This window comes from Paenibacillus sp. EKM301P, from assembly GCF_011800295.1.
Taxonomy (GTDB): domain Bacteria; phylum Bacillota; class Bacilli; order Paenibacillales; family Paenibacillaceae; genus Paenibacillus; species Paenibacillus polymyxa.
Genome location: NZ_JAALFM010000001.1, coordinates 1,157,076 through 1,173,131 on the forward strand (window position 1 = coordinate 1,157,076; position 16,056 = coordinate 1,173,131).

The window sequence follows — 16,056 nt, forward strand, 5'->3', positions numbered from 1 at the left end:
GTTACCGAATTTATTGGATATCTAGTGATGAATATGGGCTACAACCTAAAATTTCATCTAACGAATAATATACCGTTATAAAAATAGTAATGGCTAGAACCACCCAGGCCCACTTTGTGTTTCTATTCATAATCTGCTTTCCTTCTCAAGAGATTTCCCTGATAACCTTGATTTTACAACACCTACACTGTAAACCTTGAAAGCTGTTCTTTCAAATTCACTGAAACTCCTTCCAGCTTATCAGACAAGCCTACCAGCTGATTACCGATATTGGCCTGCTCATTACTGAGAGAAGCGACTTCCTGCGAAGTAGCAGAGGATTGCTCGGCCACCGCACTAACATTGGTCATTGCCTCAGACAAAGTAGTCTGCGATTCACTCAGATGATGAATGGAGGCGGTGACTGTTCCCAACCGAAGCGCGAACTCGCCCATTTGCTGCTGCACCGATTGGAAAATGTCCGTCGTTTCTCGTACGGCTCCCATCTGCTCTCGGAACAGCGGGTACACTTCAGATAACGCCTGTACCGTTTCATTCATCTCATTGACGATATTATTCGTAATACCTGTAGCTGTACGAATGGCTTGACGTGATTGTTCTGCCAACTGACGGACCTCATTTGCAACCACCATAAAACCACGCCCGGCTGTCCCTGCTCGTGCCGCTTCTATCGTCGCATTCAGGGATAGAATGTTCGTTTGTTTAGCAATATCCTGCAATACGTCCAGCACCTTAAAGACATCGGAAGTTGTCTTCTTCAGTTCATCTACTTTGCCTACCAAAGCATGCGTAGTTTCTTCCGTAACCTTAGTCTTGCTCAATAGATTTTTCAGCTGAATTGTCCCTTTTTCACTGGACTGTTCAACTTCTTGTGCGACCAGACTCATTTCATAATTAGAAGTCATAACCGTATCCATTTGCTGGGATATATTCCCCGTTAATCCGCTACCACGTTCCGCCTCTGTTGCTAAACTGGTGGCACCATGAGCAATCTCTTCCGTCGCAGCTGCAATTTCTTTGGCTGAAACGGCTGTCTTCTTCGAGGCATCACTCAGTTCCGTCGCTGTATTCAGTACCTCCTGTGCTGATGCATTCGTCTGTTCTACCAGCAGTGTAATTTGCTCCATCATTGTATCAAAGCTAGCGGACAACTGCCCAATTTCATCCTGAGCCTTATAGTTCGTTCGGATTTGCAAGTTGCCTTTGGCGCCTTCAATCATTAAATCCTTCAGGTGTGTCAGTGGACGAGCCACGAGGCGCACGATCCACAGGCCGATGAACAATGCAATGAGTGCAGCCACCGCAGCAAATACCCAGGTCGTAGTTAGAATCCCCTTAGCGTCTCTCACCAGCTCGGATACAGGTACTACACCCACGAGAATCCATTTGGAAGTTCCCAGTGTATTATGAACCGTAAGCACACTTTGCTCTTTGCCATCTGCTACCTGCTCCATAATTTGATTTCCTTCGATCCCTTCAAGCTTGGAAACGTAATCCAGCTTTGTCTTACCCCCGGCCAAGCTCTCATTGTTAGAACCTACAAACTCCCCCTTGTCTGTCACAAGGCTAATCATACTGCCTGAGCCCAAATTAACACCTTTCAACTCGTCCTCCACCGCACTGGCCTTTAAATCCATAACCAGAACATAAGTCCCTCCCAACCCGGACATGCTGTTCATGGATCGTGCCAGACGAAAGGTCTTGCTGCCATTGTCATTCACCTGCGTAGGTAGCCAAACCATTCCCTTGTTTTTCAAAATATCGTTAAACCATGCTTCCTGCCGTACATCCTTTTGTGTTCCGGTACCCATTGCAGCTAAACTGGTTTCTTCCGGGTACAAATACAATGAATCAATCGCTTTATTTGTAAAAGCAATATTGGTTAATTTCTTGTTTACTTCTCCCATAGCAACAAAAGATGCAAAGGGATTTTTATCTTGCTTTACAGCCTTTTGCAACTGATCACTTAATTCAGTATCGAAAAATACCTGTGTCGATGTGTCTTGAAAGCGCTCTAAAATAATATCAAGCTTTTCCGAAGTTTGCTGAACCGTTTGCTGATACGCTGTAGCTGCATTTTGCTCAATCGTGCTTTTAGCTCTGTAGTACGAGAGCATTCCCAAGCTGACCACAAATAACATAATGGCCGCAAAAAAGATCAGAAACAACTTCATCCCAACCGAACGGATCGGATTATAGTTTTTGACTAAATGCATAAAATCCTTACTGTATCTTTCAGGCTTAAGTAAACGCTTTAAATTGTTTGTGCATTTACGTAAGACCTCAGCTACCCAGGGAGTACCCTTCGAAGACATCACAACCGTCTCCTCCCCTTTATCCGTTGTTACTTTACTTCCTTTTAAACCTTTCATTTGATCCTTTTTCTTGGGTTGCCTTTTTGCTGTATTCCCCTCTTTTTTCCGAAAACCCATTCCTCTCACCTACCACTATATAATTAGTTTCTTGTTCCACGTCATCCATTATGTATCTATTATCTATATAGTCTCTATCGGAACTATTCGACAAGGAATGTAGCTTTCCTTTGAGTACCCACTAAATTTTGTGAAACTTTTTTCCTAGAAAACTATTCAAAAAAAAGCCTCTCCAACCGATAGGAGAGGCTTTTGAATCTTTTAACTTGTGACTTAAGACTTATTTACTTCTTTTTACGCATCATATCAAAATATGATACAGGCTGATCTACCTTCATTTTGATTCGTTGAAGCGGATGACGTGCAGCATCTAATTCGTTGCCTTCCTCATCCCAGATCGTTCCGACCGTTTGCTTGAAAAATGTTCCGTTCGGACCGAAAAATTCAATTTCATGACCTGGTTTAAAATGGTTGCGTTGTTGAATCGTTGCGATGCCACTTGCAGCATCGTAGTCCATGACCAGTCCGGCAAAATCATAAGGGACCGCTTTTTCTTCCGGCTCATAAATATGATCCTCATGATCCGGTGTATCATAGAAGAATCCAGTATTTAACGGACGATTGGCTGCCTTGTTAATTTCTTCAATCCATTCTGGTTTGAGTACATAATTTTCCGGATCAGCCATATAGGAATCAATCGCTTGACGGTAGACATTCACGACCGTAGCCACATAGTGGATGGACTTCATACGTCCCTCCACTTTAAAGCTGTCTACACCCACATCAATCAGATCAGGAATATTTTCAATCATACACAGATCCTTGGAACCCATAGAAAAAGCATTATCGCTCTCTTCAAACAATGGAAGCTGGTTAACGCCAAGCTGGAACTGTTTTAGTACATTGTTGTCCTGTGCCTCTTCCTCAGATATCCAAACCTCACCTGGTCGGGCATCCTCAAACAAATCATATTTCCAGCGGCAAGACTGACAACATCCTCCACGATTAGAATCTCGGTCTGTAAAATGATTGGATAACACACAGCGACCGGAAAATGAAGAGCACATTGCACCGTGGACAAAAGCTTCGATTTCGATGTCCACATGCTTTTTAATTTCTTCGATTTCCTCCAAGCTGGTTTCACGTCCAAGTACCACACGCGGCAGTCCCTCGTCTTTCCAGAACTTTACCGCTTGCCAATTCAGCGTGGACTGCTGTGTGCTCAAATGCACTTCCAATCCGGGAACTGCCCGCAATGCCACGGATACAATAGCCGGATCAGCGACGATAACAGCATGAATTCCTACTTCATACAGATTGCGCAAGTATTCCTCAATTCCGGCAATATCTTCATTGTGAGCATAGATATTAGTCGCCACAAGCACCTTAGCGCCGTACTTGTTGGCGAATTCCACACCTTCACGCATTTCTTCAAAACTGAAATTATCGGCGTTAGAACGCAGACCGTATTTTTGCCCACCTATATATACAGCATCCGCGCCATAGTGAACGGCAAACTTCAGCTTTTCTAGATTTCCGGCAGGAGCCAACAACTCCGGCTTATCCAAACGATTTCGTTTACCTGTATATTTTCTCGTTTTGGTGATCGTTCCCATGACGTTCCCCCCTCTGTAAATTCATTTTGTAATTAATAAACCTGCTCTTTGTAGAAAAATCCGAAGGAAAGTTCCCGTTCAGGGTCTTGAAGGCGGCGAACCTCATCCAGCCAGCTTTCATCATAAACATAAGCATCCGGGTCGGCTGTATAACTGTCTATAGCTTTACGGTAAGCACGGACAACTGCCTCATTGTAAGCTGTGGGTTTCAACAAGCCCTCGATCTTAAAGCTGTGCACGCCCGCCTCCATCAGAATATGCAGATCCTCCATGATACAAAAATCATCCGAACTCATAATATGTGTCCCGTTGATATCTTCGTAAATGGGGAACTTCTCTTCCTTCCGCTCTGCTTCAATCAGAAACAAGCCACGCCCTCTGCCGAGATCACCTTCTACCGTGCGACCTTGGTGCAGCATATAGCTTTGAACAAGCTTACGCTTGGAGTGATAAATATTGGTCATTCCATGTACCTGAACCTGTGCTTCTATGTTCAACTTTGGAATCATTTCCGTAATCTCATCCATACTGAGCTCACGAGCCAAGATGACACGTGATGCCCCTTTTTCACCCCAGTAGTTGGCGGTTGCGAAGTTGGTAGAAATCATCTCTCCGTTCCAGAAGAGTTTCAGATGAGGGGCATATTCCTTCACAGCCATGAGCACTGCTGGATCATTAAACTCAATGGCGTCTACGCCGCATCCAGCTATGGTCTGCACATATTCGGGAAGAAGTGGCAATAGCTCATTCGTCATCAAATTCGTCATAGATACATATACCTGCGCCGCATGCTTCCGTGCCTCTTCCACAACCTCACGGATTTGGTCCGGGGTAAAATGTCCTGGCAGTCGCATGCCAAAGCGGTCATCTCCAATCAGCAATGCAGTTGCTCCAGCCTCCAGCATATGGCGGGCATCCTCCGGAGAGCTGGCAGTTGCCAGCAGTTCGGGTTTGTAAGCCATAGGCTCACCTCCTAATTTGTCTTACGGTTACTTATCTGAATGTTATGCAAATGTTCTTTATACGTTTTGGCAAATAAATGTTTATGTGTCCCATCTTTTTTGGTCACATAAAATAAATAATCTGTAGATTTTGGCTGTAGAGCCGCCACTACTGATTTCAGACTAGGACTTGCAATCGGTCCTGGCGGAAGTCCCTGATGCATATACGTATTATAAGGACTTTCTACAGCCAAATCCTTGTAATACAGTCGTTCCTTTTGCTTGTCCAGCATATATTGAACTGTAGCATCAATTTCCAGCTTTTTATCCTGTTGAAGACGGTTATAAATAACGCCAGCTACGATAGGCCGCTCATCGTCTACAACTACCTCGCGCTCTACCAGAGAAGCAACTGTCAGCAGCTGATGCAGTGTTTCACCCCGTTGCTGCAACCCGGCATCCAAGTCAGAAATGGTATCCAGACGTTTTTGCGTCTGCTCCAGCATCGTCTGAATGATATCCTTGGTTGTGCTTCCTTTTTTCAGTTCATAGGTTTCCGGGAAAAGATAACCTTCCAGCGCATAGCGAAGCCCCATCTGCTTTGGTATGTCCCGCACCAGCGCGACGTCAAAAGCGGACGGATCGTTGGCCAGCTGCAAAAATTGCTGCCGGTCCGCCAGTCCTTCCTTTTGCAGTTTATCTGCCATCTGTCTAATCGTAAAACCCTCCGGGATTGTAAAACGAATCATTTCCTCTTTGACTACATCCCCAGCCGATAGCTTGGCAATCAACTGATCAAAGGTTGCGCCAGGCTGCGCTTCATATTTTCCAGCCTGAAATGCGTTTCCTTGCTGTTTGAATTTTACATAAGCCTTAAACACGAGCGCATTACGTATAAGTCCCTTTTGCTCCAGCGTATCTGCAATAGCCGATGTTCCCGTACCTCTTACCACCGTAAAAGCAACGGGTTGTGTTTTCGGCTGAACAGGCTGCATGGCATTCCATATATAGAGGAGTGCACCTCCTGCTATGCAAACAAGCAGGAGAAGCAACGTAAGCATCCTTGTCCTTCGCTTCACATCCACCCAACTCCTTCACAGCCAAAAAGGGCGGACTGGTCCGCCCTTTCAGGTTTGATCTCCTCGTTATCCAGACTTACAGCTCTTCCGGCAACGTACATTCGTCGTACAGCTCAGAAATATCTTCCCACTCATCATCATCTTCAATGGTGGTGATGGAGATTTCGCCGTCTGTGGATGAGCTTACATGATATAATTCATGTTCGCCAGCAGCAGCGCCAGGTCTACGCAATACGGCGTACCGTTGCTCACCTACCTTGAACTCTGCTTCCAACTCCATGCGTAACGCATGACCCTGTTCATCCTGCAACTCTACGTCACCATCAAAAGCTTCTTTCAAATCAGAGGTCCAGCTCAGGTCTTCACGTGAATAGCTCGTCATTTCCCGTCTTCCTCTTCTTCTTCCTCTACAAATGTATTAAAGGTCTCTTCGACGATTTCCCATTCGGCATCGTCTTGGATCACAAACAATTTAATATCATCGCCTTCTTCCTCGTAACGGAAGGCGTACACATCGGACTCATCAGCTTCAGGGTCCACTGGCGCAACCATCATGTACTTCGCTTCGGAACCATCTACCTCAAACTTCATAATGACCTCGAACTCTTCCTCGTTGCCCTCGTCATCGGCAATATAAATAATTTCCGGCTCTTCTTCCATACCCAATTGATTTTCAGCCATTACGAAATCCCCCTCACCTTGTACTGTGTGCGTCCAAATAATTTTGCAAGATCAGGCTTGCGGCCAGTTTATCTACCACCTGCTTGCGTTTTTTGCGGCTGACGTCGGCCTCCAGAAGCGCACGCTCTGCCGAACGCGTCGTCAGCCGTTCATCCCAAAGGTGAACGGGTAAACCCAGTAACTCCTTGAGCCGGTTCGCAAACTCAATGCAAATCTCACCGCGTGGACCCACGGTTCCGTTCATATTTTTCGGCAAGCCTACAACAACCTCACCAATTTCATGTTCACGAACCAAATTTGCAATTTTACCGAACTCGCTGTCGTCACCGCGTCGTTCTATGACTTCCAATCCTTGGGCGGTCCAGCCGAAGGCATCACTTACGGCGACCCCAATTCGGCGATCCCCGTAATCCAATCCCATTACTTTCATGCCTGTCTCCTAACGATGCTTAGCGAGATAGAAACGAACCAGCTCTTCAATCAATTCATCGCGTTCTTTTTTACGCACCAGGCTTCTAGCATTATTATGCCGTGGCACATAAGCCGGATCACCGGATAGCAAATACCCGACGATTTGATTGATCGGATTGTATTCTTTTTCTACCAACGCATCATATACGGTCAACAAAATCTCCTGAGCAGAAGCTTCCTTCTCATCCGCCTTGACATTAAATTTGACCGTTTTGTCCATGGAATCCATTGTTGACACCTCGCTTCCACAAAACATGTGTACATGTTTATGCCAGCTTATTCTTTTATATCATACCATAAGCAAAGCCCTTCAAGGAAATGTCTAAGTCCGTTTTTTTCCAAAAATCCGCAAAAATTATCGAACTTTATCCTTGTGAGGCTGCTGACACCAATTCATGTGCACGTTGAAGTGCTTCGTCCAGCTTGCTCGCATCCTTACCCCCGGCTTGCGCCATGTCAGGTCGTCCGCCGCCACCGCCGCCGCATACGGCCGCAATTTCTTTCACGAGCTTACCTGCATGAAGTCCTGCCTTGGTATGCTCAGCTGGGACAGCAACGACAAAATTAACTTTGTCGTCCATTGCAGCGCCTAGCACCAGCACAGCTGCAGGAAGCTTACTTTTCAGCTCATCAGCAATCGCACGCAGCGCATCCATGCTGGAGGCCTGCACGCGTGCAGCCAACAACTGCACTCCGCCAGCTTGCACAACCTGATCAGTCAGTTGACCCGCCTCAATAGCGCTCAGCTTGCTTTGCAGTGATTCATTTTCACGACTGAGGTCTTTGATCTGTTGCTGCAAAGATTCGATGCGTTTTGGCACCTCGGACAGCTTGGATTTAACCAGCCCAGCCGACACCTTCAACAGCTCTAATTGACCTTCCATGTACTCAAAACCAAAACGTCCGGTCACTGCTTCAATACGACGTACACCTGATCCGATGCCGCTCTCGCTAACAAGCTTGAACAAGCCAATTTGCGAAGTATTGCTGACATGACACCCTCCGCACAGCTCGATGCTGTAATCGCCAACCTTAACGACCCGTACAATATCACCATATTTCTCACCAAACAACGCCATCGCTCCAAGCGCCTTGGCTTCGTCAATCGGTTTCAGTTCAATAGTCACATCCAGTTGGCTCCAGATGGCACGGTTAACCCGCAGTTCAATATCTGCCAGCTCTTCTGGGGTAATGCTACCAAAATGGGAGAAGTCAAAACGCAGACGCCCAGGTTCTACCAAGGAACCCGCCTGATTGACATGGTCACCCAGTACTTCTTTAAGCGCTTTGTGAAGCAAATGCGTAGCCGTATGATTCTTCTCAATTTCTCCACGTGAAGCCTGATCTACTTCAGCTTTTACCGTGTCGCCTACGTTTAGCTCACCGGCTTCTACAACGACCTGATGCACATGCTGACCTTGCGGCGCCTTGAACAGCCCTTCAACCTTCGCGGTTACCGTTCCACCACGCAGTAAGCCATGGTCACTGACTTGCCCGCCGCTTTCAGCATAGAAAGGAGTCACATCCAGCACGACTTGACAGGACTGCCCTTCACTAACACTCTCCACCAGCATATCATTATATACAATTGCCACAATTTTGGACTCAGTTATGAGGTCATTATATCCAACAAATTCACTTTTAACCGCCAGATCGGACAAAGCTCCGCCCTGAATCTTCATGCTGGCATTGTCTTGATGAGCATCACGCGCACGTTGACGCTGTTCCTGCATCGCTTCATCAAAACCTTCACGATCAACTTTCAAGCCCTGCTCGTCCGCATAATCCTCTGTGAGATCAAATGGGAACCCATACGTATCATACAGCTTGAAAGCATCTGCTCCGCTAATGACATTGCGGCCTTCGGCCTTTGCCTGAGCACTGATATCAGCCAAAATAGCTAGTCCGTCTGTCAATGTTTCATGGAAACGCTCTTCTTCTGTTTTAATCACCTTGATGATGAAATCACGCTTGTCCACGACTTCAGGGTAGTACACGCCCATGATGTCCCCAACGGTTTCCACCAGTTCAAACATAAATGGACGGTTCATGCCCAACATCTTTCCATAGCGAACAGCCCGGCGCAGCAAACGGCGAATGACGTAACCCCGTCCTTCGTTGGAAGGAAGTACACCGTCACCAATCGCGAAAGTCACGGTACGAACATGGTCAGCAATGACCTTGAGAGCCACATCACTGTCCACATTGTCGTTATATTTAACTCCTGCCATGGCAGCCGTTTTCTGGATTAGTGGCTGGAAGATATCCGTATCAAAATTGGAATCGACATTTTGCAAAATGGATGCAAAACGTTCCAAACCAGCTCCTGTATCTATATTTTTATTGGGAAGCGGCGTGTAGCTGCCATCTTTGTTATGGTTGAATTGTGAGAATACGAGGTTCCACACTTCCAGATAACGCTCATTTTCTCCCCCTGGATACATTTCAGGGTCTGTCATGTCGCTGCCGTAGGCTTCGCCACGATCATAAAAAATTTCCGTACAAGGTCCGCAAGGGCCTTCACCGATATCCCAGAAATTGTCTTCCAGTTTGATGATACGTTCAGCCGGAAGTCCAACTTTTTCATTCCACAGCTTGTACGCTTCTTCATCCTCAGGATATACCGTTACAGCCAGACGTTCTGGATCAAAGCCGATCCATTTCGGGTCTGTCAGAAACTCCCACGCCCATGTGATGACTTCTTCCTTGAAATAGTCGCCAATAGAAAAGTTCCCAAGCATTTCGAAAAACGTATGATGACGACGCGTTTTACCGACATTTTCAATGTCGTTCGTCCGAATACATTTTTGCGAATTGGCGATACGTGGATTTTCTGGTTTTACGCGTCCGTCAAAATAAGGCTTAAGCGGCGCCATACCCGCATTGATCCATAGCAGGGAAGGATCTTTGTGTGGAACAAGCGGTGCGCTTGGTTCAATCACATGTCCCTTACTTTCAAAAAACTCCAGCCATTTGGAGCGGATTTCACTAGCTTTCATATAAGTAGCCTCCTAATTATGGTGTCACTGGTTTCTGGCACAGGCCATAAAAAATAGAAAAACGCCCCTGAACGGATCAGGGACGATTGTATCGCGGTACCACCCTGGTTATCGCCGTCCCCTCTGTACGAAATGCCACATGTGCAAGCGCACACCAACATCTGCTTAACGGACGATCGATCGCCTTGTTTTCACTGGTAACGGGAGCATCCCGGCGGGTTCAGCCCGCACTCCGAAATGAGCTTTCCCTACTGGATAAACACATTTAAACATACTCAATTCAGTATATCCGTGTCATTTAGCCGTGTCAACGCGATTTCAGACAGCATGCATCTGGGATATAGACGAAATTAGATTGTTTTTCGCTTGACGTAATATGCAAAAAAATGCTGAAGCCCTACCTTCAAAACAGCCATCACTGGAACTGCCAAGATCAAGCCAGCAATTCCCGCAATTTCCCCACCCACTAGCAGAGCGAAAATAATGGCTAACGGATGCAGGTGCAGCGTTCGCCCTACCACCTGAGGGGATATTACATTACTTTCAAGAACTTGAATACAGGAATTAACGACTACCACTAAAAGCACCATTTTTAAGGAAACCGTAGAAGCCATAATTACTGCCGGTGCAGCGCCCAAAAAGGGGCCCAGATATGGAACAATATTAAAAAGAGCCACAACTCCGGCCAGCAATAGCGCATAAGGCATGCCAATCAGCATATATCCAATATACGCCATTACGCCAATAATGACGCACACCAGCAATTGGCCCCTGACATAGTTGCCAAGCGCCTGATCAATTTCCTTAAGCACCGATACAATCGCCTTACGACGAGAACGCGGGAGATAAGAAACAATCGTCCGTTCAAACACGTCAAAATCCTTTAAAATATAAAAAATGAGAAAAGGTACGATGAACACATTAAACAACATGTTGATCATCCCACCGATGTTGTCCATAAAGGTAGAAATCCCAGTAGCCATCCGATTCTCCAGTTGGAAAAACCATTGATTCATCCCCGTACGCACCCCTTGGGGTAAAATACCGCTGTCCATATTCGTCATTAGTCCCTGCGCATGCATGGTCAGCTCTGGCAGATGCTCATTCAGCTCATCCAGTTGTTCAATGAACATCGGAATCAGATTCATCAGGATCACAATAAGACTGGCCAAAAACACAGCGTAAATAAGCAGTACAGCTACACTACGAGGCACCTTTCGACCGCCCAGCATACTCACTACAGGATTAAGTACATAGGAGATGATCATCGCTACCGCAAACGGAGCAATGATTGTTTTCAGAAATTCATACAAATGAAAAAACAAAGGTCTCAGCAGCCAGATAAAATATAGAATGACAAGTCCCAGTAGCGTCCATATGCCGTACCGGAACAGTCTACTTTTCGTTAATTGGTCCATTTTGTGCCCCCTTACCGGACTAGCCTCCTTTAAGTATATGCCTGTACCTGTACTTTAATCCTTCCCGCCAGTCTGAGATGTCCCATTAATAACCATTGTGAAAAATTGATGAAAATGGATGAAAACAATAAACAAAGTCATTCGATCTGACGATATAAGTACAAAGCACTATCCTAAGCTTTCACATTTCTGAAACATCGGGGGTCGTTACATGAACTTAAAAATGAAGCTTATTCTCCTTTTCACTTGCATTGTAATCGTTGCAGCTGGGCCTTTGTCCGTCATTAGCATGACAAGTGTTAAAAATCAGGCCAATCATGATATCCAAGAGCTTATGAACAGCAAAGCTTCCGAAACCGTCAATCAGCTCGACGGATGGACAGGCGGCAAAGCTGAAATTATTGAAACATTAGCTGCGAGTCTGGAATCCAGCGATATTTCATCAGATGCCAAAATAGCATCTCTGAAAGCAGCTTTCCAAAACTATAAGGATCAAAATATTTCCAACATTTATGCAGGGTATGAAGATGGATCTTACTGGGATGGATCTGGCTGGTTTGAAGAGGGTTACGATCCTCGCGCTCGTCCGTGGTACAAGGACGCCAAAACCAAGGGAGAAATGTACTATTCCTCACCTTATACTGATGCAGGCAGCAATGACTTCACCATTTCCATTGCTAAACCTCTCAAGGATGCCAACGGCTCGATCACCGGGGTAGTCAGCGAGGATATTATGCTCAACGATATGACAAAAATGATTAAAGGCATAGACTTGAACGGATTGGGCTACGCATTTCTGATTGACCAAAAGGGAGTCGTAATCGCGCATCCAGACAACAAGCTGGCTGGCAAAAACCTCAAGGAAACCCCCGAGTTAGGATCATCGACCGCGACCCTGCTCAGCACAGCTTCGGGAAAAACAGACTATAGCTACAACGGCAGTGACCGTCAGCTTTATTTTAAAAGAATGCCTAGCACAGGCTGGATTGTAGGCCTGTCTATTTCTAAAGATATTGCTTTTCAGGAATATTACTCTACTCGTAATCAGTTGATTATTACTGTTGCTATCATTTTAGTCGTTGCTATGCTGCTGGCGATCTGGGCGGCAAACAACTTTATCAAGCCGATTCGCAGACTCCAAACAAATGTCAAACGGATAGCTGAAGGCGATATGACCGCTCGTGTGGATATTAAGGGTAAAGATGAAATTGCCAGTCTGGGGACAGATTTTAACCTCATGTCAGACAATCTCTCTCACCTGTTGCGCAAGGTATCAGATACAGCTAGCGATGTCAGTTCTGCTTCCCATGATATGCACCAACACGCCAAAGATACTGGAACCATTGCGTCACAAATCTCCAGTGCAGTTCAGGAGCTAGCGCAAGGAGCCAGCGACCAAGCCGAGGCGGTATATTCCGGTTCTGAGAAGCTGACACACATGACAGGCTCCATCAACCAGATTGGCGAAAGTGTCAAACGGACCCAAACTGCTGTATTCGAAACAGATTCTGCTGTGCTGGCCGGCTATGAAACAGCAGAGCGTCAAGCGAAACTGGCAGCCGAGTCCAGACAAACGACCACTGCGGCAGGAGAAGCGGTAGATTCACTCACGCTGAAAACCCAGGATATTGGGCGGCTGGCCGGGGCCATCCACGATATCGCCGCACAAACAAACCTACTGGCCCTCAATGCATCCATTGAAGCGGCACGGGCCGGGGAACACGGACGAGGTTTTGCCGTCGTCGCGGGAGAAGTGAGAAAGCTGGCCGAACAAGCAGGTAGCTCCAGTGACAGTATCATGAGTAAGCTGGAAGAAATTAAAATTGCGGGAGTACAAAGCGCGGAAGAAATGAAGAAGGCTCTTGCTGTAACTGTAGAGCAGGAGCATGCTGCCATTGCAACGAGACAGGCGTTTGAATCCATACGTGGCGCTTCTCAGCACATGCTTGCCCAAATTGAAGATGTTTCTGCTGCAGCAGATCATCTGCGTGTAAATGCCGGACATATTTCTGATGTCATCTCCAGCGTTGTCGCTGTTTCTGAGCAAAGTGCAGCATCTACCGAGGAAGTAGCTTCCTCAGTACAAGAACAAGGTCATGCTATGAACAATATTGCCGACCTTTCTGCCAAACTTGATTCTCATGCAGATCTTCTATTGGAAGAGGTCAAACGCTTTAAATTGTAAAACTAGCCATCTTCACAAGAAAGGATATACAAAAGAGGGTGCCCCCAGGCCAATAGCCGTTCGGGACACCCTCTCCATTTTTTATTAAGCATGATCCAACCCACTTAGCTATATGTTAAGCCATAGGGGGAAGATCACCCCTCTTCGTAAACAGCCTGTCCACTTCCCGAGTCAAACTTAGGAAGAAGCGTGAATTTGCGGCAAGTCCTGTTGTGCCATCTCATCTCCAAAGAATAAGTCGTCCAGCGAACTGAGCGTTCCATCCTCTTCCACTTGGTAGACAGACATTTTTTCACCATTCACTTGAAGTTCGATAAAGCATCCCCAGCAATAAAATTGATGGGAGCCAATTTTTCCGATATCTTTGGAATTACAATTCGGACATCTCAATAAACTCACCCTATCCATTAACAGAATATATGGCTTTTTCCAGACGCTGCTCGCTTAACGGGGGAACCATAACAGCATTTTCCCCGATGGACATATCTTCGGTGCAGGGCAGCCATTTCCGCCCTTCAATAATATCCGATACAAAACCATCGCTGATTTCCAAGCCTATTATGTTATTGCCCATTTCCTGGTCAAAATAAACATCCGAGATGTGCCCGAGCATAAGCCCTTCCTCTGTTAGCACGGATAAATCCTTCAGTTTACCGGGTCCAAGCAAGTACGTATGTTGTATATCATGGGCCTCTGTTTTACGGACGGCCTGCTGATTGCGAATCATAATCGCATCCTCACCATAAGCAACGATGTCATCCCAAGCCACCATTTTGACATGAGATGAAAAAAGCCCTTTACCTTCTAGCTCAATCCCTGTAATTCGCCAATCAGCTGTCAACATAAAGTCATGTATTTTACCAATCTGCTTCCCGTCCTCGACATCGAAAACAGCAAGTCCGATCATGTCTTGAAGCCTCATATATAGGGTCCCTCCTTACTATGCAGTCCGAACGAAGGTGCGGTGTTTTTCCTACATGCCTGTCAATACCTTGCTTCCGTTCATGCAATGAAATGGAAACCGCTCCTCCCTTCTTACTAAAATGCGGAGAAATCCCTAGTACCTAGTACGCAGCCGCTTCCATATAGTTTCAATTTTCTTGGCCGTGTATTCCATTTCTTCCGTAGTATTACCCAAACCGAAGCTAAATCGAATCGCTGAATTCAAAACATCTTCAGGAAGATCCATCGCCTGCAACACATGCGATAGCTCTAGAGACCCCGAAGTGCAGGCTGATCCGCTGGCCGCTGCGATTCCTTCCATGTCGAGATTCATCAGCATGGTCTCTGTACCAATGGCTGGAAAGCTAATATTTAGCACATTAGGCACAAAATGTTCAGGATCGCCATTAATTATAAACTCATGGCTGCCCAGAGAGCTTTCCAACGCTTTTAGCAGCGTTTGGCGAAGAGCCATATCGTGTGCTCCTCGCTCTTCAATGGAAGCATTGGCAAGAGTTGCGGCTTTAGCAAGCCCAGCAATGCCGGCGATGTTTTCTGTTCCTGCACGGCGTTTCTTCTCCTGAAGTCCTCCATGCATTAGCGGCTGAATGCGTGTACCCTGACGGATATACAGTGCACCCACTCCTTGCGGTCCGTTAATCTTATGGCCAGACACACTAAGTAAGTCAATCGGGAGGTTCCCGCAGTCGATGGATATATGCCCGAAGGCTTGAACTGCATCTACATGAAATATAATTCCATGCTCTCTCGCAATCTGTCCTACTTCTTGGACCGGCTGAATGACGCCCACTTCATTGTTGGCATACATCATGCTGATCAAAAAAGTATCTGGGCGAATAGCTGCCTCAATGTCTGCAGGATTCACACGCCCAAAACCATTGACTGGGACATAGGTCACCCGGTATCCCACTTTTTCCAGCTCATCGCAAGCATGAAGCACGGCGTGATGTTCAATCGCGGTTGTAATAATATGGCCGGAAGTACGACCATCTGCCGTAGCCGTCCCAAACAGGGCCAGATTATCACTCTCTGTCCCTCCGCTCGTAAATATAATTTCTTCAGGCTTGCAGCCCAAAGAGGCCGCAACGGCATCCCGCGCTGCGCTGACGGTGCGCTTGGCATCGCGGCCAAAGGCATGAACGCTCGAAGCGTTGCCGAATTGGCCGGTCATGATATCCATCATAGTCTGCGCAACCTCAGGATGCATAGGAGTCGATGCGGCATGATCCAGATAAATTCTGTTCATGTTATCCACCTCAAATATAGAACATCTTGTTTTTAGTATTGCTGAAGTTCCATTATATACTTCTTTATTGATATAATGCACTTTA

14 protein-coding genes are annotated in these 16,056 nt (G+C 46.3%); 1 reads left to right on the top strand and 13 read right to left on the bottom strand.

Going from position 1 to position 16,056, the window contains the following annotated elements:
• Window positions 1-182 precede the first annotated feature (182 nt).
• The 10 genes from HFD99_RS05130 to HFD99_RS05175 form a co-directional block, all read right to left on the bottom strand.
• Complete coding sequence (locus HFD99_RS05130; protein WP_017426728.1) at window positions 183-2,432, bottom strand: methyl-accepting chemotaxis protein; 2,250 nt, start codon at window positions 2,430-2,432, stop codon at window positions 183-185.
• 224 nt (window positions 2,433-2,656) lie between these two features.
• Window positions 2,657-3,988, bottom strand: coding sequence for a peptidase U32 family protein (locus HFD99_RS05135; RefSeq protein WP_013372602.1), 1,332 nt, complete (start codon window positions 3,986-3,988; stop codon window positions 2,657-2,659).
• A gap of 32 nt (window positions 3,989-4,020) precedes the next feature.
• On the bottom strand, window positions 4,021-4,950 hold the full coding sequence (locus tag HFD99_RS05140; RefSeq protein ID WP_016819081.1) for a peptidase U32 family protein: 930 nt from the start codon (window positions 4,948-4,950) through the stop codon (window positions 4,021-4,023).
• An 11-nt stretch (window positions 4,951-4,961) separates the two neighbouring features.
• Window positions 4,962-5,990 carry an endolytic transglycosylase MltG gene (mltG, locus tag HFD99_RS05145; RefSeq protein WP_026065403.1) on the bottom strand — a complete coding sequence of 343 codons (1,029 nt, stop codon included), beginning with the start codon at window positions 5,988-5,990 and terminating at the stop codon, window positions 4,962-4,964.
• Window positions 5,991-6,084: 94 nt separating this feature from the next.
• Entirely contained in the window at window positions 6,085-6,390 is a 306-nt protein-coding gene (locus HFD99_RS05150) for a DUF1292 domain-containing protein (protein ID WP_017426726.1), read from the bottom strand.
• On the bottom strand, window positions 6,387-6,689 hold the full coding sequence (locus tag HFD99_RS05155) for a DUF1292 domain-containing protein (RefSeq protein ID WP_013372606.1): 303 nt from the start codon (window positions 6,687-6,689) through the stop codon (window positions 6,387-6,389). Before HFD99_RS05155 ends, HFD99_RS05150 begins: the two co-directional genes overlap by 4 nt.
• Window positions 6,690-6,702: 13 nt before the next feature.
• The gene (ruvX, locus tag HFD99_RS05160; protein ID WP_016819084.1) at window positions 6,703-7,119 is read right to left on the bottom strand and encodes a Holliday junction resolvase RuvX; all 417 of its coding nucleotides are present in this window, start codon (window positions 7,117-7,119) and stop codon (window positions 6,703-6,705) included.
• 9 nt (window positions 7,120-7,128) lie between these two features.
• Window positions 7,129-7,389 carry an IreB family regulatory phosphoprotein gene (locus HFD99_RS05165; protein ID WP_007431624.1) on the bottom strand — a complete coding sequence of 87 codons (261 nt, stop codon included), beginning with the start codon at window positions 7,387-7,389 and terminating at the stop codon, window positions 7,129-7,131.
• 136 nt (window positions 7,390-7,525) lie between these two features.
• Window positions 7,526-10,159, bottom strand: coding sequence for an alanine--tRNA ligase (gene alaS, locus HFD99_RS05170; RefSeq protein ID WP_017426725.1), 2,634 nt, complete (start codon window positions 10,157-10,159; stop codon window positions 7,526-7,528).
• A gap of 350 nt (window positions 10,160-10,509) precedes the next feature.
• Entirely contained in the window at window positions 10,510-11,577 is a 1,068-nt protein-coding gene (locus tag HFD99_RS05175) for an AI-2E family transporter (protein WP_016819086.1), read from the bottom strand.
• Window positions 11,578-11,788: 211 nt separating this feature from the next.
• On the opposite strand from HFD99_RS05175, the gene HFD99_RS05180 reads away from it, so the two are divergent.
• The gene (locus HFD99_RS05180; RefSeq protein WP_016819087.1) at window positions 11,789-13,762 is read left to right on the top strand and encodes a methyl-accepting chemotaxis protein; all 1,974 of its coding nucleotides are present in this window, start codon (window positions 11,789-11,791) and stop codon (window positions 13,760-13,762) included.
• Between the two features lie 177 nt (window positions 13,763-13,939).
• Here HFD99_RS05180 and HFD99_RS05185 read toward each other — a convergent pair whose 3' ends face one another.
• From HFD99_RS05185 to HFD99_RS05195, 3 genes are all read right to left on the bottom strand, one after another.
• Entirely contained in the window at window positions 13,940-14,152 is a 213-nt protein-coding gene (locus HFD99_RS05185) for a hypothetical protein (RefSeq protein ID WP_013311529.1), read from the bottom strand.
• 10 nt (window positions 14,153-14,162) lie between these two features.
• A complete protein-coding gene (locus tag HFD99_RS05190) occupies window positions 14,163-14,684 on the bottom strand; it encodes a PRC-barrel domain-containing protein (RefSeq protein ID WP_016819088.1) in 522 nt (173 codons plus the stop codon).
• A gap of 135 nt (window positions 14,685-14,819) precedes the next feature.
• Window positions 14,820-15,971: a cysteine desulfurase family protein gene (locus tag HFD99_RS05195; RefSeq protein ID WP_123797529.1), complete on the bottom strand. Its 1,152-nt coding sequence runs from the start codon at window positions 15,969-15,971 to the stop codon at window positions 14,820-14,822.
• Window positions 15,972-16,056: the final 85 nt, after the last annotated feature.